At 66.3% G+C, this 18,062-nt stretch carries 15 protein-coding genes; 8 read left to right on the top strand and 7 right to left on the bottom strand.

Translation table 11 applies throughout. The annotated features are described in order from the left end of the window. Window positions 1-21: 21 nt before the first annotated feature. The 7 genes from gcvT (at window position 22) to OIU93_RS10445 (ending at window position 8,291) form a co-directional block, all read left to right on the top strand. Window positions 22-1,134, top strand: coding sequence for a glycine cleavage system aminomethyltransferase GcvT (gene gcvT / locus OIU93_RS10475; protein ID WP_264270016.1), 1,113 nt, complete (start codon window positions 22-24; stop codon window positions 1,132-1,134). An 86-nt stretch (window positions 1,135-1,220) separates the two neighbouring features. After that, entirely contained in the window at window positions 1,221-1,601 is a 381-nt protein-coding gene (gcvH, locus tag OIU93_RS10470) for a glycine cleavage system protein GcvH (RefSeq protein WP_264270015.1), read from the top strand. After that, window positions 1,598-2,917: a serine hydroxymethyltransferase gene (gene glyA / locus OIU93_RS10465; RefSeq protein WP_372342909.1), complete on the top strand. Its 1,320-nt coding sequence runs from the start codon at window positions 1,598-1,600 to the stop codon at window positions 2,915-2,917. Before gcvH ends, glyA begins: the two co-directional genes overlap by 4 nt. 157 nt (window positions 2,918-3,074) lie before the next feature. After that, on the top strand, window positions 3,075-4,484 hold the full coding sequence (locus tag OIU93_RS10460) for an L-serine ammonia-lyase (RefSeq protein ID WP_264270014.1): 1,410 nt from the start codon (window positions 3,075-3,077) through the stop codon (window positions 4,482-4,484). A 126-nt stretch (window positions 4,485-4,610) separates the two neighbouring features. Next, on the top strand, window positions 4,611-5,132 hold the full coding sequence (locus OIU93_RS10455) for a GNAT family N-acetyltransferase (RefSeq protein WP_264270013.1): 522 nt from the start codon (window positions 4,611-4,613) through the stop codon (window positions 5,130-5,132). 456 nt (window positions 5,133-5,588) lie between these two features. After that, window positions 5,589-6,947: a magnesium transporter gene (gene mgtE, locus OIU93_RS10450; protein WP_264270012.1), complete on the top strand. Its 1,359-nt coding sequence runs from the start codon at window positions 5,589-5,591 to the stop codon at window positions 6,945-6,947. Window positions 6,948-7,145: 198 nt separating this feature from the next. Further along, window positions 7,146-8,291: a hypothetical protein gene (locus tag OIU93_RS10445; RefSeq protein WP_264270011.1), complete on the top strand. Its 1,146-nt coding sequence runs from the start codon at window positions 7,146-7,148 to the stop codon at window positions 8,289-8,291. A 94-nt stretch (window positions 8,292-8,385) separates the two neighbouring features. Here the strand turns inward: OIU93_RS10445 and OIU93_RS10440 are convergent, their stop codons facing one another. From OIU93_RS10440 to OIU93_RS10420, 5 genes are all read right to left on the bottom strand, one after another. Further along, window positions 8,386-9,447, bottom strand: coding sequence for a metal ABC transporter solute-binding protein, Zn/Mn family (locus OIU93_RS10440; protein WP_264270010.1), 1,062 nt, complete (start codon window positions 9,445-9,447; stop codon window positions 8,386-8,388). A gap of 124 nt (window positions 9,448-9,571) precedes the next feature. Beyond that, window positions 9,572-10,900, bottom strand: coding sequence for a YibE/F family protein (locus tag OIU93_RS10435; protein WP_264270009.1), 1,329 nt, complete (start codon window positions 10,898-10,900; stop codon window positions 9,572-9,574). Between the two features lie 200 nt (window positions 10,901-11,100). Beyond that, entirely contained in the window at window positions 11,101-11,505 is a 405-nt protein-coding gene (locus OIU93_RS10430) for a cupin domain-containing protein (RefSeq protein WP_264270008.1), read from the bottom strand. Next, entirely contained in the window at window positions 11,502-12,968 is a 1,467-nt protein-coding gene (locus OIU93_RS10425) for an FAD-binding oxidoreductase (protein ID WP_264270007.1), read from the bottom strand. Before OIU93_RS10425 ends, OIU93_RS10430 begins: the two co-directional genes overlap by 4 nt. An 86-nt stretch (window positions 12,969-13,054) precedes the next feature. Further along, a complete protein-coding gene (locus OIU93_RS10420; RefSeq protein ID WP_264270006.1) occupies window positions 13,055-14,722 on the bottom strand; it encodes an amidohydrolase in 1,668 nt (555 codons plus the stop codon). Between the two features lie 135 nt (window positions 14,723-14,857). Between OIU93_RS10420 and OIU93_RS10415 the strand changes: the two genes are divergently transcribed. After that, a complete protein-coding gene (locus tag OIU93_RS10415) occupies window positions 14,858-15,556 on the top strand; it encodes a TetR/AcrR family transcriptional regulator C-terminal domain-containing protein (RefSeq protein ID WP_264270005.1) in 699 nt (232 codons plus the stop codon). Between the two features lie 75 nt (window positions 15,557-15,631). On the opposite strand, the gene OIU93_RS10410 is transcribed toward OIU93_RS10415, so the two are convergent. Both OIU93_RS10410 and OIU93_RS10405 read right to left on the bottom strand, forming a co-directional pair. Further along, complete coding sequence (locus OIU93_RS10410; RefSeq protein ID WP_264270004.1) at window positions 15,632-16,117, bottom strand: hypothetical protein; 486 nt, start codon at window positions 16,115-16,117, stop codon at window positions 15,632-15,634. Window positions 16,118-16,127: 10 nt separating this feature from the next. After that, window positions 16,128-18,044 carry a primary-amine oxidase gene (locus tag OIU93_RS10405; protein WP_264270003.1) on the bottom strand — a complete coding sequence of 639 codons (1,917 nt, stop codon included), beginning with the start codon at window positions 18,042-18,044 and terminating at the stop codon, window positions 16,128-16,130. Between the last annotated feature and the right edge of the window lie 18 nt (window positions 18,045-18,062).

The following is an 18,062-nucleotide window of genomic DNA, read 5'->3' as shown; positions in this document are numbered from 1 at the left end:
AGCCTCACGAAAGGTAGCTTGATGAGCGACCCGAAGAAAACCTCCCTGCATGCACAGCATGCGGAACTAGGCGCATCCTTCACCGACTTTGGTGGCTGGGACATGCCGTTGAAGTACGGTTCGGAATTGGCCGAGCACAATGCGGTGCGCGCCACCGCCGGCCTGTTTGACCTCTCCCACATGGGCGAGGTCTGGGTCGAGGGACCCGAGGCGGCGACGTTCCTGAACACCGCGCTGGCCGGGAACATGGCGGTGATGAAGGTCGGCAAGGCCAAGTACTCGGTGATCTGCAACGAAGCAGGCGGAATCATCGATGACCTGATCACCTACCGTCGCGGCGAGGAAAAGTTCCTCGTGGTGCCCAACGCGGGCAACGCCCCGGTGGTTGCCGCTGCCCTGGCCGAGCGTGCCAAGGGCTTCGACGTGGTTGTCACCGACGCGTCCGCCGAGACCTCGCTGGTCGCCGTGCAGGGCCCGAATGCCGTGGCCATCCTGCACGAACTGGTCGACGAGGCAGCCAAGTCAGTGGTCTCGGACATGAGCTACTACGCTGCCGACGAGGTCACCGTTGCCGGCATCGACGTGCTGCTGGCACGCACCGGCTACACCGGTGAAGACGGCTTCGAGCTGTACGTGCCGAACGCACAGGCGGCCGAACTCTGGGACGCATTGATGGCCGCCGGCACCGACCACGGGCTGATCCCCGCGGGTCTGGCCTGCCGCGACTCGCTGCGCCTGGAAGCCGGCATGCCGCTGTACGGCAACGAGCTTTCCCTTGAGGGCAACCCGTTCGAGGCCAACCTTGGCCCGATCGTTTCCTTCAAGAAGGAAGAGGACTTCGTGGGCCGCAAGGCACTGGAGGCCATCAAGGCCGAAGGCGCCAAGAAGGTCCTGGTGGGCCTGAAGGGCCTGGGACGTCGCGCCGGTCGCGGCGGCTACCCGGTGTCCGTGGACGGCGTGCAGGTCGGCGCCGTCACCTCGGGCCAGCCGTCGCCGACCCTGGGCTACCCGGTGGCCCTGGCCTACGTGGCCCCGGAGTTCGCCGAGGTCGGCACGAAGGTCGATGTTGACCTGCGTGGCAAGCCCGAGGCATTCGAAGTCGTCACACTGCCGTTCTACACCCGAGCCAAGTAACGTTGTCGGTGGCGGGCGCGACGAGCCCCGCCACCGTTCAACCGGCTTAACTTCTTTACCCACATTCTTTGAGAGGAAACACCCCCATGAGCAAGGTTCTCGCATCCCTTCGTTACTCGGCCGAGCACGAATGGGTCGACTCCGCGACCCCGACCAAGGTCGGCATCACCCAGGTTGCCGCGGACGCACTGGGCGATGTCGTATATGTTGACCTGCCCGAGGTCGGCGACACTGTCACCGCCGGCGAGACCTGCGGCGAGGTCGAGTCGACCAAGTCCGTCTCCGACCTGTACGCACCGGTCACCGGCACCATCGTCGAGGTCAACCAGGATGCCATCGACAACCCGGCCATCCTGAACGAAGACCCGTACGGCGCCGGCTGGCTGTTCACCGTCGAGGTCTCCGAGGAGGGCCCGCTGCTCTCGGCAGCAGACTACGCCTCCGCAAACGGCGGCGACGTAGCGTGACCGCAGTGTTCGAATCCCTTGCACCTGCGTCGCTGACGCAGGACATCGGGACCCTGGATCCGGAGATCGCGGAGCGGATCGACGCGGAGCTGGCGCGCCAGCAGCGCGGGCTGGAGATGATCGCCTCGGAGAACCACACGGCCCTGGCCGTGATGCAGGCGCAGGGCTCGGTGCTGACCAACAAGTACGCCGAGGGCTACCCGGGCAAGCGCTACTACGGCGGCTGCGAGGAGGTCGACGTGGTGGAGACCCTGGCCCTGGAGCGGGTCAAGGCGCTGTTCGGCGCGGAGTTCGCGAACGTGCAGCCGCACTCCGGCGCGCAGGCCAACGCCTCGGTGATGCACGCGCTGATCCGCCCGGGCGACACCATCATGGGGTTGAACCTGGCCCACGGCGGGCACCTGACCCACGGCATGAAGATCAACTTTTCCGGCCGCCTCTACAACATCGTCCCGTACGGGGTCGAGGAGGACACCCTGGTGGTGGACATGGACAAGGTCGAGGCCCTGGCCCTGGAGCATAAGCCGAAGATGATCGTCGCCGGCTGGTCCGCCTACCCGCGGCAGCTGGACTTCGAACGCTTCCGTGCGATCGCGGACAAGGTCGGGGCGTACCTGTTCGTGGACATGGCGCACTTCGCCGGGCTGGTCGCCGCCGGGCTGCACCCTTCCCCGGTGCCGCACGCCCATGTGGTCTCCTCCACCACGCACAAGACCCTGGCCGGCCCGCGCGGCGGGATCATCCTGACCAACGACGCGGACATCGCCAAGAAGGTCAACTCGGCGGTGTTCCCCGGCCAGCAGGGCGGCCCGCTGGAGCACGTGATCGCGGGCAAGGCCGTGGCGTTCAAGATCGCCGCGACCGAGGAGTTCCGCGAACGCCAGGAACGCACCCTGGCCGGTGCGAAGATCCTGGCCGAGCGCCTCACCGCCCCGGACGTCGCGGCGGCGGGCATCAGCGTGCTGACCGGCGGCACCGACGTGCACCTGGTCCTGGTGGACCTGCGGAACTCCCAGCTGGACGGGCAGCAGGGCGAGGACCTGTTGGCGAAGGTGGAGATCACGGTGAACCGCAACGCGGTCCCGTTTGACCCGCGTCCGCCGATGGTCACCAGCGGTTTGCGCATCGGCACCCCGGCGCTGGCCACCCGCGGCTTCTCCGAGGCCGCCTTCGTGGAGGTCGCGGACATCATCGCCGAAACCCTCATCGCCGGCACCCAGGAGAACAACGAGGCAACGCTCGCGGCACTAAAGGACCGCGTGCACGCCCTGGCCAACGCCCACCCGCTGTACCCGGATCTGGCCAAACTGGTCTAGTCCCGGACTCCTTGCAAGATATCGCGAGCCCGGGACCAGAGCGGTCCCGGGCTCGCGGTTTTTGCATCTCCTGCCGTGGCGCGCATCACACGCCTGCTGCTTGCAGCATCCATCATCGAGAACCACCACAGCGGCATATACGAAGGAAGTTTGTTCAATGGCTATCAGTGTTTTTGATCTTTTCACCGTTGGCATTGGGCCATCGTCATCACACACGGTGGGACCCATGCGCGCCGCGCACGCGTTTGCCGCGAAGCTGGTGCGCGAGGAAATCCTCGTGCAGACCGCATCGTTGCGGGTCGACGTCTACGGTTCGCTGGCCGCCACCGGCCGCGGCCACGGAACCTTCACGGCGATCATGCTGGGACTGGAAGGCTACGAGCCCGAGGCCATCCTGCCATCCGAGGTCGATGAGCGCCTCGACGATATGGCGGCGACCGGCAAACTGCAATTGTGCAAGGCGCTGGGAGGGGGCAAGGAAATCGACTACAAGGTCGAGGACATGATCCAGCACCCGCTCACGGTCCTGCCCCGGCACACCAACGGCCTGAAGATGGCGGCCTTGGATGCCGAGGGCAACATCCTGGCCGAGGATACCTACTATTCGGTGGGCGGCGGCTTCATCGTGCGCGAGGGTGCCGAGGAAAAGCTCGCAGCCAACCTCGAGGGCGCGCTCAACGCGCAACCCTACCCCTTCACCACCGCCGCAAAGCTGTTGGAACACTGCGCCACGTCGGGTCTGTCGATTGCCGGTGTCATGGCCGCCAACGAAGAGGTCTACCGCTCCAAGGAAGAAATCCGGGAAGGCCTGCTGCATATCTGGCAGGTCATGGAGGATTGCAAGGACTCCGCGCTGGAACGCGAGGGCGTGCTGCCCGGCGGGCTCAAGGTTCGCCGCCGCGCCCCCGAATGGCACAAGCGCCTGGCCAAGGAAGACAAGGACCGCGATCCGGTGTACTGGCAGGAATGGGTCAACCTGGTGGCGCTGGCCGTCAACGAGGAAAACGCGTCCGGCGGCCGGGTCGTCACGGCCCCGACCAACGGTGCTGCCGGCATCATCCCCGCGGTGATGTTCTACGCGACCCACTATGCACCCGGTGCCCAGTACTGGAACCAGGAAGAGCGCGAGGACGTGATCGTCCGCTTCATGCTCACCGCAGCGGCCATCGGCGTGCTCTACAAGGAGCAGGCCTCGATCTCCGGCGCGGAGGTCGGTTGCCAGGGCGAGGTCGGTTCGGCCTCCTCGATGGCAGCCGGCGGCCTGGCCGAGATCCTGGGCGGCACCGTTGACCAAGTGGAAAACGCAGCGGAAATCGCCATGGAGCACAACCTTGGACTGACCTGCGACCCGATCGGCGGCCTGGTGCAGATCCCGTGCATCGAACGCAACGCCATCGCCGCTTCCAAGGCCATCAACGCCGCCAAGATGGCGCTGATGGGCGACGGCCAGCACCACGTCACCCTGGACGAGGTCATCATCACCATGCGGGAAACCGGCAAGGACATGAGCGACAAGTACAAGGAAACCGCCATGGGCGGCCTGGCCGTGAACGTGATCGAGTGCTAGGGGCGTAGTCCCACAGCAACGGCCCGGTACCTGCCGCGGTCCCGGATTTTTCGGGGCAGCGCAGGCGCCGGGCCGTTCGTGCTTCCGATGCAGGAGGGAAGGTTTCCGACTGGTAGCCTTCGAAGCATGCTTGAGATCCGACCCTTCACCGCCGCCGATGCCGAAGCCGCCCTGGACGCGCGCGCCGAGCTGGACGCCGACGACTTCGACTTCCTGCTGGGGTATTCGGCCCGCCGGGGATTCGATTCCTACCTCGAGCAGCTGGCGGCCCACGAAGAAGGCCTGGGCCTGCCCCCGGGATGGGTCCGCTCCGCGCTCTGGGGCGCCTTCTCCGAGGGCACGCTGGTGGGCCGGACCTGCATCAGGTTCGAACTCAACGAGAACCTGCTCGCCGTCGGCGGGCACATCGGTTATGCGGTCCGCCCGGGGCACCGCAGGCGCGGCCACGCCACCAGGATCCTGCGCCTCTCGCTGGCACAGTTGGCGCAGCACAACATCGAATCGGCACTGGTCACCTGCCGTGACGACAACACCGGATCGGCCCGCACCATAGAGGCCAACGGGGGAGAGCTGGAGAACGTCATCGAGGCCTCCGACGGACCCACCCGGCGGTACTGGGTTCCCACCCGCGCCACGCCTCGGGGCTGAGGTCCCGCGCGGCGGGACACTGCTGCGCATTGGCCCTTCCTCGGGACCGTGGCCTACCATGGGAAGGACGCCCGGACCCGGAGCGGCCACGCGCAACGGCGGTGCCTGCCCGGGGAAATCCCGGCCCCAACACGGATGGAGGTGACCGCACGCATGGAAGACGGACCTAGTCGATCTAGCACGCCGCGCGAGCGACACCTCTGTGCCCCGGAATCCCCCACCACCCAGCCATGACCCTCCCCTTCCCCGCCCGGTAGCAAACACCGAGCCGGGAACCGGCCCGCATTTCGGGTCATGGCTCCACGTCCATGGGGGGGATGGCTTCCAGGACGCAGCAGGTGCTGCGCGGCCGCTGTGAAACTCACAGCCCAAGCCCACAACACCCACTGCCGACACACGCCGCCGGGACCAACCGGTGCGATGCATGCGTGTGTTTTCACCGGAGGGAACCGGAGAATGATCAAGACCCCCACCAGCTCGTTCGAGACCAACTCGGAGCACCTGGCCACGGCCCTGGCCGAAGGCGACATCGCCGCGACATCACGGGTGTTCCTTCCCCTGGGAACCAGCGAAACCCTTGAGCAGATCGAGCGCCTGGGCACCATTGAGCGGGCGCTTGCCTACCGCACGCTTCCCAAGGGCCGCGCCCTGGAGGTCTTCGAGCGCCTCGATGCCTCGCTGCAGGCCGACCTGGTCGCCGGCCTACAGGAACAAGACGTTGCCGAGGTCTTCGCCGCGCTCAGCCCCGATGACCGCGTGGCACTGGTCGACGAGCTGCCGGCAGCCGTCGCGAACCGGCTCATCCTGGGCCTGAACGAGAAGGAACGTGCGCTGACCGGCACGGTGCTGGGCTACCCGCAGGGTGCGGTGGGACGCTGCATGAGCCCGGAATTCGTGACCACCCGTCCGGGGAACAGCGCGGGGGAGACCCTGGCCAGGGTGCGTGGCCGGCTCGATGACGCCGAGAGCGTCTACACCATCCCCGTCACCGATGCGGGCCGCCGCTTGGTGGGCGTCGTGTCGCTGCGCGACGTGCTGCGTGCCGAGCCCGGGGCACGGATCGAGGAGATCATGAAGACGCCGATTTCCGTGACTGCATCGCTCGATGCCGAGGAGGCCGCCAGGTACTGCGCCGACGCGAAGGTCCTGGTGCTGCCGGTCGTGGACGACGAGGAACGCCTCGTGGGGATCCTGACGGTGGACGACGCGCTACGCATTCTTGAGGAGGCCGAAAGCGAGGACGCTGCCCGGTCCGGCGGCACCGAGCCGCTGCGCCGCCCCTACCTGGCAACCCCGGTGCGCTCGATCGTGCGGGCCCGCGTGGTGTGGTTGCTGGTCCTGGCCCTCGGTGCCACCCTGACGGTCAAGGTCATCGGCGCCTTCGAGGCGACGCTGGAGGCGCAGGTGGTGCTCTCGCTGTTCATCCCGCTGCTCATCGGGACCGGCGGGAACACCGGAAACCAGGCCGCGACCACGATCACCCGCGCCCTGGCGCTGGGGGACGTGCGGCCGCGGGACGTGTTCAAGGTGTTCGCCCGCGAGGTTCGGGTGGGCGCGCTGCTCGGACTGCTGCTGGGGACCCTTGGCTTCGCGATCGCGGCGCTGGCATTCACCATCCCCCTTGGCCTGGTCATCGGACTCACGCTGCTGGGGGTGTGCACCATGGCCGCAAGCATCGGTGGGTTGATGCCGTTGCTGGGCAAGGCCGTGCGCGCGGATCCGGCGGTCTTCTCCAACCCGTTCATCTCCACATTCGTCGATGCCGCGGGGCTGGTCATCTACTTCCTGGTCGCCACCAGCATCCTGGGGCTGTAGCAACCGGTGGCCAACCGGGGCTCGACATGCGGGTTAAGGAGCCCGTCCCGGTGCCCCGGGGCGGGGCACGGATCGCACCATCGTACCTAATGAAAACGCTTTTGAGCAGCCCCTTTCGGCGGGGTGTATTCCGGTGCTACGGTGAGCAGACGGATCGAATCGGCACGCGGGCTTCCTCGCGTGGGAAGGAGTTCCCCCATGACTTCACGCGCAGGTTCCACAGGAATCGACGCCTCACTCTACCGTCGACAGGGCCAATGGTGTACAGCCCTCGTAGATGTTTCGCTTGGAACAACCGCGGCGCAGGAAGCGGTTGACGCACTCCCCGAACACGTAGGAAAACTGCTCGGCTCGCAACAGGCTTCGGAGGCCGACATCGGAGCCCTGAAGGCGGCCCTGGTGCCAGCCGAGGGACACGCGGCACCGGTCGCCCGCTTTGTGGCCGTGAACAACGGCGAGGTCGTTGTCGACGAAATCATTGATGGACTGAAGGTCGAGGCGTCCGACGTGGACTGCGGACCCTTCCCCAACCTGGTGGCCCTGGCCCGCGCCCGTGGGGGACAGTTCCCCTACCTGGTGGTCGAGGCCGGCCGGGACGGCGGAGAGGTGCGGCTATACCACTCCGCTGTACAAGGCGTCGAGGAAAGACGCGGCGTCACCGGGGACCCGGAGGAGGCGCATCACGCACGCAAGGTTCCCGGGACCTATAGCGAACCCAAGAACCAGTCCTCCACCGAAGAGATCTGGCGGCGCAATGCCGATGACCTGGCCAAGCAGATCGACGAGTTGGCAAGGGAAAACTACGTCAGGCTCATCGTACTGGCCGGCGACGTCAAGGCCCGCGAACTGGTGGCCAGCAAGCTGGCCCCCGCTCACAAGCCGATCACCAGCATTCTCGAGCAGCACACGCGCACCGGCGGGGCGGACCAATCCGTGTTCGCCGCGGCCGTGCAGGAACGAATCGATGAAGTCCTGGGCAGGGACGTTCAGGAACTGTCCGAACGCGTGGCGAACCGCAGCGGAAACGGCCGCTCGGAACTGGCGCTGGGCTTCGACGAAGTCGTTACGGCACTGCAGCAGGCGCAGGCCGACACGGTCCTGGTGGGCCAGTACCAGGACGACGAGACGCTCATTGCCCTGAAGGCCGACCCATGGCTTTGCGGCGAGGGCTCGGACGAACACTCGGAATTGGTCATCGGTTCCTGGCCGGCCCCGGAAGTGCTGTTGCGGGCCACGGCGCTGACGGATGCCACCATCCGCTATGTGCCCGAGGGCGTGCTGCCCGACGGTGTGGGCATCGCGGCGCTGCTGCGCTGGCCCAAGAACACGGATGCCGGAGACTGAGGACCAGAGAAGGGGAAGAGGACGCGGAAAGGCCCGGCGGCCGTCGATTCGGAGAACGACGGCCGCCGGGCCTTGTGGCGCCTGCGGGTCCTGGCTATTTGGCCACGGACTCCATGGCCTGGATGTTGGATTCCATCCAGGCGACGTAGTCGGTGTTGGCCGGAAGCGTCTCGGTGAAGTCGACGACCGGCACATTTGCCGCGTCGGCCTGCTTGCGGATGCGTTCGGTCTGCGGGCTTTCCGTCTGGGTGTTGTAGGCCAGGACGTCGATCTCCCCGGCGTCGAAGCGCTTGCCCATCTCATTGAACGCCTGGGGGGAGACTTCGCCGCCGCCTTCGATGGATTCGCTCAGGCCCTCCGGTGTGGCATCTGCCATGCCCATGTCGGTGAGCAGGTGGAAGGGGACCGGCTCGGTCATGGCGAACTTCTTGCCGTCCAGCGCGCCGTGCAGCTTCTCGACCCGGGCCTCGAGGCCCTTCAGGTCGCTGGTCAGTGCCGCGGCGTTTTCGGTGAAGACGCCGGCCGACTCGGGCTTCAGGGTGCCCAGGCGCTTGGCGATCTCATCGGTGAGCAGGCGCATGGACTCAAGGTCGTACCAGATGTGCTCGTTGAAGGCGCCGTGGGCCGCGTGCTCTTCGGCGTTTTCGCCGGCGTGCTCGTCGTTGGCGGCTGGCTCGTCGTCGTGGGCCGCGTGCTCTTCGGCGGTTTCGCCAGCGTGCTCGTCGGGGGCAGTGGCTTCGTCCGCATGTTCGTCGGCTGCGCCTTCCTCGCCTTCCGCGATCGGCGAGGTGTCCACGGCGTTGACGAGGGTGGAGTCCGAAAGCTTCAAGTCCTTGGCCAGGACGTCCATGAACGCGTCGTATCCACCGCCGTTGGCCACAACCAGCTGCGCCTTGGATAGTGCCAGCTTGTCTCGGGACGTGGCCTCGTAGGAGTGCGGATCCTGCGACACGGAATTGATCACGGGCGTTGCCTCCACTTCGTCGCCGCCGATCCGGCTTACCAGGTCGGCGTAGACGGTGGTGCTCGTGACGACTTGCACCCTGTCTTGCCCGGCGGGGGCGGATTCCTGGCTTGCGGCATTTCCGCCGCAGGCCGCCAAGGCGAGCGTGCCGGCGAGGGCCACGGGGAGAAGGCGAAGTGTTCGACGATTCATGGGTGAAGCGATCCTTTGGGGGATGAGTGGCGAGTATGTTCGGATATCCACTCTAACCTAAACAAGAACCATTATCGTTTGATTGTGAGAAAAACGTCCATGGGCCGGATCCCTTTGATGCCGGTCAGTCGGTGCCGGGCGAGGCCGCGGTGCGGGCACCCGTCGGCCGGAGTGCGCGGCGGCCCGAAGAGCGGGAAACTGCCGTTTCCCCGGGCCCGGGGATCTCGCCGGAACCCTTGCCGGAACCCTTGCCGCCCGAGCCGGTGGCCTTGACCACTGCCACCGCGATGGCAGTGGTCACCGGGATGGCCAATACCAGCCCGATGGAACCAACCAGGATTCGAATGACTTCCTCGGCCATTTGGCCGGTGGTGAGGGTGTCCATTAGGGGTCTGTCGTACAAGCTCACCAACACCAGGATCGGCAGTGCCGCGCCGGCGTAGGCGAAGGCAATGGTGTAGACGGTCGAGGCGATGTGGTCCCGGCCGATGCGCATCCCCGAGGTGAAAAGCTGCCGGGCAGTGGAATGCGGTGCGATTTCCGCCAGCTCCCAGACCGCGGAGGACTGGGTGATGGTCACGTCGTTGAGCACGCCCATGCCGGCGATGAGCAGGCCGCACAGCAACAACCCGGAGAGACTGAGTTCGGGCACCACCGTGCTGAGAGTCAGGGCCGAATCCTCGGTTGCACCGGTCAGCGCCGCAGCGTCGGTGGCCCAGGTGGCTATTGCCGCGGTGACGCCCAGCCCGAACAGCGTGCCCAGCAGCGCCGTGGAGGTCCGTGCGGAGAATCCGTGGGCAAAATACAGTGCTGCAAACATGACGATGGTGGACGTCGTGAGCCCAACCAGCATGGGGGATTTGCCTTCGAGCAGCGCCGGCACCATGAAGCTCACAATGAAGAACAACCCGCCGGCGAGCCCTGCCAGTGCCCGCAACCCGCGCCACCGAGCGACCATGCACACCACCGCCGCATAGGCGATGCCGAGCAGGGCCAGGGGGGTCGAGCGCACAAAATCAACGAAGACATACGGCGCGGATGTATCCGTGGTGTGCGACAGGTCGAGGTACTTGATCTTGTCCCCGGCCACAAGTGGCCGGGACTGGGTCGTTTCCGGCGGAACTTCCAGGGCGAACGATGCGCCGCCCGCCTCGGGGGCGACATAGGAAATCTCGCACATCAGTTCCTTGCCGCCGACCTCGTCCAGGCCCTGGGAGGACGGGCAGACCTCACTCACGGTCCGGGTGACGGTTCCGGTGGAGAGCTCCGCACCGTTGGCGGTGTTGAAGGTGTCGTTCAGCGGGGACTTGGCGATGTCGCCGCTGGGCCAGAGCATGATGGTTGCGATGAACGCCAGCACCCCCACCGGGGCAAGCAGGATCCAAAGGATGAGGTTGGCGCGTCGGCGCCGGGCCGGGTCAACGAGTACGTCGGCGTGGTGGTGTCCACCCATGAAAGGTTCAGCTCCAGATCGATTGCGTGCCGTTTCTCCCCAAGAGACCCCCACCAGAACAGTGTAGCGATTCGAAGCGAACGACCGCCCCGGGCCCGGTCCGGAACCATGGGCGGGCGTTGAGCTTCGTTCTGCGGGATCGTCCACGCCTGATTCAGATGCAAACTGCCGCCGTGAAGCCGAGGACCGGCCAGCGAAACTCATTCTGTGGCACGGGAGTCCTCCTCAAGGGTGAAATAGACCTTGCGCAGCGGTTCGGTGACGGTCCAGGTTGTCTTCATTCCGGCACTCAAGCGCATGACGGTGCCCGGGGCCAGGTCGGCGGTGCGCGCAGGGTGTCCTTCGAATGGCTCGATGACCACGGTGCCATGCCCGGCAAGGACCACGAAGACTTCCTCGGCCTCCATGTCTTGCATGGAGCCGACGCCCAGTTCCCAGATGCCAAACGCGGTGCCGGCCAGTGTGCCAAGTGGCACCGTTGCCGTCGTGGTGGCCGCAGCCGTGGTGGCGGCTTGGTTGGGCGGGACGGGTTCGTGGTCCAGAGGCACCCGGTTCACGCGAAGGGCCTGTCCGCCGCGTAACAGCGGGAAATTCCGGGCGTTCACGAGTCGAACCCCATGCCGACGGCATCCATGGCCTTGAGGAACGGGCCGCGCCTGCCTTCGTTGCGGTCAGCCTGGACCAGTCCGTTGGTCATCAGCTTCACGCCCAGCCATGCCGCCGGTTCCGGCGGGAAAGGCAGCGGCTTCTTCCTGACCATCTCCAGCTCGGTGAGCTCGGTCTTGGAACCCGAGAGCAAATCAAGCATCACCCTGGCGCCGAAGCGCGTGGCGCCCACGCCCAGACCGGTGAATCCGGCGCAGTACGCGACGCGGCCGGAGTGGGAGGTGTCAAAGAAGGCGAAGAAGCGGCTGCAGGTGTCGATGGCCCCGCCCCAGGCATGGGAGAACTTGATGCCTTCCAGCTGCGGGAAGGTGCCCAGGAAGTGAGCTGCCAGCTTCCTGAAGGTGGCATCGTGCCTGTCGTATTGGGGCTTGACCTCTCGGCCGTAGTGGTAGATCGCGTCGTAGCCCCCATAGAGCAGCCGCCAGCCGCCGTCCTCGTCGATCGTGGGGCGGGAGTAATGGAAACGGTTGTTCATGTCCGCCAGGCCCATGTTTTCCTTCCAGCCGATGAACTGGCGCTGTGCTGCGGTGAGCGGCTCTGTCATGAGCGCGTAGTCATAGACGGGGATGGTGTGCAGACGGTGGCGCTTGAGCAGGGACGGGAAGGCGTTGGTTGCCAGGGCCACGCTTCTAGCGGTGATGTTACCGGCGCCGGTGCGCACCCGGATTTCGGTGGAGGTGGAGGTAAGCTCCTCGCCCTTGGTGTGTTCGAAGATCCTGACCCCCAGATTGAGGCACACCCGTCGCAGGCCCCAGGCGAGCTTTGCCGGATGCACCAGCACGGTGCCGTGCCGGTCCCAGTTTCCGCCTTCAAAGAGCGGGGAATCGATGTGGGTGCGCACGTGCGATGCGTCCATGGCAACGAGTTCAGGGTCCTGCGCGGCCTCTTCCTTGAGCCATTGCACCTGGTGTTTTTCGGTGGCGACGGTCAGCACGCCGCTTTCCACGAGGTCGCAATCGATGTCGTACTTCTTGACGGTGCCAATGATTCCGGCGAGGTTTTCGGCCCCGAGCTCGGCCAACCGCTGGTTTTCCCCGGGAAGGTGCTTCTCGCCGTTGGATTCGCCATGGACCAGGGAGGCCTCGCAAAAGCCGCCGTTGCGCCCCGAGGCCGCCCAACCCACGGTTTGCCCCTCGATGAGGACCACCTCTCGGTCGGGGTTTTCTTCCTTCGCCAGCAACGCGGTCCACAGCCCGCAGTAACCGCCGCCAACCACGAGCAGGTCTGTGGTCAGGTTGCCTTCCAAAGAGGGCAGGGCCGCGGGGCGGTCGGGGTGCCGCAGCCAATAGGGGGCGTAGGCGGTCCCGTCGAGCGAGGCATCGATGGCGGGTTTCCCGATGCTCGCCTCGATGCGGTCGTAGGAGACGGGGAAGCCGTTGGACGTGGCAGGAATGCTGCTCATGGAGTTTCCTTGCTTGAAAGATGTGAATGTGGGGGGTGGTGTTCAAAGTGCCTGCGGGCGGGAGGGCACTTGTGGAAGAGCTGGTCCTAGACGCGTGCGGCGGCACGTGAATAGACCACGTGCCCCGCGGCAAGGGTGAGTTCCACTGCCACGGCGTGCAAGTCGCTGGAGTCGATGGCGAACGGGTCCGCATCCAGCATGATGATGTCGGCGCGGGAGCCGGGTCGCAGAGTGCCGCCTTCGATATCGCGGTTGATCCAGGCGCTGCCCTGCGTGTAGCCGCGCATGGCCTCCATCAGGGTGATGGCCTGGTGGGGGACCAACGGTTCGGCCTCCGGGTGGTCCGGATGGGTGCGGTTGACCGCGACATGGATGGCCTCGAACGGATTGGGTGTTGAGACCGGCCAGTCCGAACCCATGGCCAAGTGCGCGTCGGAATCCATCAGGGAGCGGAACGGGTACTGCCATCCGGTGCGTTCCTTCCCGAGGAACGGGGCCGTCAGTTCCGTCATTTGGTCGTCGTTGCAGGCCCAGAGCGCCTGGGCATTGATGCTCAGCCCCAGTTTGCCGAAACGAGCCACGTCGTTCGGGTGGATAACCTGCAGGTGGGCCAGATGGTGCCGCCCACCGGTGATGCCGTTGGCGGCCCGGGCCGCTTCGAGCGCATCCAGGCCCATGCGTGCGGCAGCGTCGCCAATGACGTGGAGATGCAGGTCGAAGCCTGCAGCATCCAGGGCTATCGCCACCGCGGACAGCACCTCCGGAGAGAGGTAGCGCAGCCCCGTGGAACCCCTGGAATCAGGGTCGCAATTGCAGGTACGCAGGTAGGGGTCGAGCATCGCGGCGCTTTGGTTTTCCGCGACGCCATCGACCATGATCTTGGCGGTGGTGGTGCGGAACCCGGCCGCGGCGTTTTCCCGCCGACGCTCCAGGAAGTCCCCGACCAGTTCGGGAACGTCCCCGAGGGTGGTTTCGCGGGGAACCCAGAGGGCACCGGCCGCCTGACCGGTGAGCTTACCCTCGGCATACAGGGAACGGTAGATCGCGGAACCATCCCGATACCCGGCGTAGTTCCCCAGGATTGCTTCCTGCCAGCCGGTGACCCCAAACGAGTGAAGCCTGGCCTGGCCGGCCAACAGCCCCGCGCGCAGGGTCGCGGCGTCTGGGGGCGGGATGAGTGGGCTGACCAGGTCCATGGCGCCCTCGTGCAGCGTGCCGGTGGGATTTCCCCGCCCGTCGCGTTCGATGCGTCCGTCCGGCGGATCGAGGGTGGCGGCTGTGATCCCGGCCAGGTGCAGGGCGGCGGTGTTGACCCAGGCGCCGTGGTGGTCGCGGTTGATCAGGTAGGCGGGCGTCCGGTCGGTGACCGCGTCCAGCAGTTCGGCAGTGGGCGTGCCGCCGGGGAAATCGCTCATGGACCAGCCGCCGCCGGTAATCCAGTCCTTGGTGTTGCCGGCAGCGTGGGACGTGATGACTGCCAGCGTGGCGTCGATGCCGTGGGCACCGGTGAGATCGCAGGCCAGGGACTCGACCCCGCCCATCAGGGTGTGGACGTGCGCGTCGGTGAAGCCGGGGGACAAGGCACGGCCTTCCAGGGACACGTCGTGTTCCGGTGCGGGGAGGGCGTTGCGGACCTGCGCCACGGGCCCCACGGCCAGGACGCGGCCATCGCGCACGGCCACGGCACTGCCCGGGGCAAGCAGGATGTCGCCATCAAAGATAGTGCCTGAATGAAATAGCCACGTCTCGCTCACGGGTGCCCTTTCGGCGTGGAGGAATGGGGGGTGCCGCTGGATGAATGATGTGTGTCCCAGTTCATAAAATCCCAGTCATGATCTAAAGTCAACGGTGTTGACTTTAATGCGTGGCAAGGACGCCAATGCCCATCGATGGATACCAACGAGCCCGAGGATGACCCCGTGAAAGAGACGCCCGTTCCGCGGCGCCGTGCCCAGGGACTTGGCCGCGACATCATCATTGATGCCTGCCTTAAGCTGGCCGGCGGAAGCGATGCCGATGCCCTGTCCTTTCGCAAGATCGGCAAGGCGATCGGTGCCGACCCGACGGCGCTGTACCGCCACTTTGCCGACAAGGACGAACTGCTGCTGGCGCTCGCCGACCGCGTGATTGCGGTGGGAATGGAAGGTTATGTCCCGGGCCCGCGCTGGGAGGAGTCGCTGCGGGACTTGATGCTGAGGACCCGGGCGAGTTTCCTGCGCTATCCGCAGGTTGCCACGTTGGCTGCCTTGCGGGTGACGCGCCAGAAGGGCGAGCTGGAATTCATTGAGGCCATGCTCGCCGCGCTGGAGTTGGCGGGTTTTGAACGGCGGGAGGCGGCGCTGGTCTACCGGGCCTGTGGCGACTTCATGCTGGCATGGACCGGCTTTAGTGCGGGGCTTGTGCTGCTGGGTGAACAGTCAGCGCAGGATGACAATGCGTGGGTGCGCAGCTATCAGGACGTGTCTGAGCAGCAATACCCGTTGGCGGTGTCATCGGTTGCCCTGATGGCAGGGGTGCAGGACGAGGAAAATTACCGCTTCGCCCTGGACCTGCTGCTTGGAGGGATTGCCGCGCGGTTGGGCAACTGAGTGCCGAGACGGCAACGGAGGGGAACCGGGAAATTTCTCGGTGCCCCTCCGTGTCGACGTCGGATCCTGCGCGTCCTACCGGTGCTCCGCGTCGCCGCCGGCGGAGGGGCCCGATGCTGCCAGCCGCAGGCCGATCCCGCAGAGCATGACCAGCGCCAGCTCGGCCGCGGCGATGCCGAGCATCGCGGCGGCTCCCGCTCCGGCGGTCGCAACCGTGGCTTCTCCGCCGTGCCGGTGCTCGTGGATGCCCAGCGCCATGAAGGTGTGGACAATCGCCATGAGTGCGGACATGGCCAGCAATTCGACCAGGGCCGTCGGATTGTTCCAGGACCGGTGGGCGCACTTGAGGCACAACAGGACCATGGCACCCAAGACGGCGCCGACCCAAGGCCCGTGCGGGAAGGCGACCATGACCCACACGTGACCCGCGCCCAGGCCCGCCGCCAGGGCGGCGACGACCCGGGCAAACCTCGGTGAACCCGGGGCCCCACGGGTGACCTGCCGCGCGGCCGGCGCGACACGCGGTGCGGGCCAAACGGGGGCCGCAATGTTCGTGGTCATGGCATGCCGACTAGGAGTGGCAGGACTTGCCGGTGGCCGGGGCCGGGACATCTAGAACCGGCGAGCGGTCGAAGAAGCCCTCGGGACGCAGCTTGAAGCCAACCGTGTCCACCGGCATGATGGGCCAGTCCTCGGGTCGCGGGAAGTGCGTGAGCCCGAAGGTGTGCCAGAGGACGAGGTCCTCGCCGTCGATGTTGCGGTCGGCCTTGACCCATTCGGGCAGCCCGGCGCCCCCGGCATGCTGGTTCACGAAGTCGCCGGTCGGGTAGCGCTGGTCCGCGGTGGCCGGGGTGACCCACAGAGCCTTGGCGGCAAAGGTGGCGCGGCGGTGGATCGAGGATCCCTCGTCGGCCAGCAGTGTGGGGTTGCCCTGCGGGTGCAGCTTGTAGCCCACCGGGTGGCCCAGGCGGTTTTTCGATTCCGGGTTGGAGACCACCCAGGTGCGGCCCTTGGCCATGTCTGCGTCGCGGATCGCCTCGGACTCGCGGGCCAGGAGCGTGCGCTTGCGGGAGAAGGCGTTGCCCCGCAGGTTCTCCGGACCGGTCGGAACGCGCACCACGTCCTCCTCCTCGACGCGGCCCGGGCCGCCGTCGAGGGCGAAGTCCAACCGGGCGCCGAAAAGGTGCTGGTGGAACGGGGCGCCGAGTCCTGGCGCGAGTTCGGAGGCGTACGGTGTTTCCCCGTCCGGCAGGGCACTGGTGAACACGATGCCGGTGGCCTTGGCCTCGAACTCGATGGTGCCATCGAGGTAGAGGTACCAGTAGAAGCCGTAGTCGTAGTTGCCGATGGTGGTGAAGAAGGAGATCACCAGGCGGCGGTTGCGTCGCGTGTAGTTGATGCCGCTCCACAGGTCGGAGTGCTTGGCCAGGATCGAGTGGTCCTCCTCGTGCATGCAGATGCCGTTGCGGATCGTGCGCGCCTCGCCGCGGGCATTGGCGACCACCGGGGAGATGTAATGGATTTCGCCCAGGCAGTCGCAGCCGAGCTCGAGCGAGTTGGCGAACTGGCCCACCAGGTACTCGCCGGTGTCGAAGTAGTTCTGCCAGCTGCGCACCGGGGACGGGTCGCCGTAGGGGACCACCATCTCCGCAATGGAGGCACGGTTAAGGATGCGGCGCGGGGCACCCTTGTCCTCGAAGGAAATATTGTGCAGCACCAGGCCCTCGCGCACGTCGAAGCCCACATCCAGGCTCCACTTTTCCCACTCCACATGGTTCTCGCCGGTGACGGTGAAGCTGGGACCTTCGGGCTGGGTGATGGAGATCGGCTTCTGCGTGGTGCGCAGCGGGCCGGTCAGTTCGGGGTCGGTGTAGTTGCCGTGCTCGGCGGGGATCGGCACGACGCCCAGGTCGATGACCTGGTCCACGCTGCGGTTGCCCACATCCACGTAGCCGACCAAACCATCCACGGGGTGTGCCCAGGCCGAGTCCTCGGGGTGGTCCTGCACGAAGGCCAGTCCGCGCAGGATGCGGCGGCCGGACTCTTCCGGGTATTCGAACACGCCGGCAGAGAGCGGGGCGACGCGCACCTTCTTCACGTCCAGGTTCCGCTTGGCCAGGGCCTCGAGCCAACGCGGGTCTTCGGAAAGCAGCTCCTCGACGACCTCGAATTCCTCCTCCAGCACCGGCAGCTCGCCGCTGATGGCCGTGTCCAGCTCGATGACGCTTTCCACCTCGCCGCGGGTCACGGAAACCACGATGTCCTTGGGATGGTTGCCGCTGACATCGAGGAGGAAGACGCGGAAACGGCGATCGGTCTCCGGCGCGTCCCGGCGTGGATCCTCGAGTCCCAGGTAGGCCACGCGGGCCGATTCCGGGAAGTGGCCGTTCTCGGCCAGGATGGTGCGCACCTGTGCGATTTCCGCTTCGGTGGCAAGTGCGTAGGCACCGAGGTCGGTGTTTTCGGCGATCGCGTTGTTGGGGGTCATGGCGTTGCCCTTTCGAGG

Origin of the sequence: Paeniglutamicibacter sp. ZC-3, from assembly GCF_025847175.2 — a bacterium.
GTDB classification, from domain to species: domain Bacteria; phylum Actinomycetota; class Actinomycetes; order Actinomycetales; family Micrococcaceae; genus Paeniglutamicibacter; species Paeniglutamicibacter sulfureus.
This window is presented reverse-complemented; position numbering and strand designations above follow the sequence as displayed.

Coding starts and splice junctions, on each gene's coding strand:
- gcvT (WP_264270016.1), top strand. CDS start 22: ATGAGCGACCCGAAGAAAACCTCCCTGCATGCACAGCATGCGGAACTA.
- gcvH (WP_264270015.1), top strand. CDS start 1,221: ATGAGCAAGGTTCTCGCATCCCTTCGTTACTCGGCCGAGCACGAATGG.
- OIU93_RS10460 (WP_264270014.1), top strand. CDS start 3,075: ATGGCTATCAGTGTTTTTGATCTTTTCACCGTTGGCATTGGGCCATCG.
- OIU93_RS10455 (WP_264270013.1), top strand. CDS start 4,611: ATGCTTGAGATCCGACCCTTCACCGCCGCCGATGCCGAAGCCGCCCTG.
- mgtE (WP_264270012.1), top strand. CDS start 5,589: ATGATCAAGACCCCCACCAGCTCGTTCGAGACCAACTCGGAGCACCTG.
- OIU93_RS10445 (WP_264270011.1), top strand. CDS start 7,146: ATGACTTCACGCGCAGGTTCCACAGGAATCGACGCCTCACTCTACCGT.
- OIU93_RS10440 (WP_264270010.1), bottom strand. CDS start 9,447: ATGAATCGTCGAACACTTCGCCTTCTCCCCGTGGCCCTCGCCGGCACG.
- OIU93_RS10435 (WP_264270009.1), bottom strand. CDS start 10,900: ATGGGTGGACACCACCACGCCGACGTACTCGTTGACCCGGCCCGGCGC.
- OIU93_RS10425 (WP_264270007.1), bottom strand. CDS start 12,968: ATGAGCAGCATTCCTGCCACGTCCAACGGCTTCCCCGTCTCCTACGAC.
- OIU93_RS10415 (WP_264270005.1), top strand. CDS start 14,858: ATGGATACCAACGAGCCCGAGGATGACCCCGTGAAAGAGACGCCCGTT.
- OIU93_RS10410 (WP_264270004.1), bottom strand. CDS start 16,117: ATGACCACGAACATTGCGGCCCCCGTTTGGCCCGCACCGCGTGTCGCG.
- OIU93_RS10405 (WP_264270003.1), bottom strand. CDS start 18,044: ATGACCCCCAACAACGCGATCGCCGAAAACACCGACCTCGGTGCCTAC.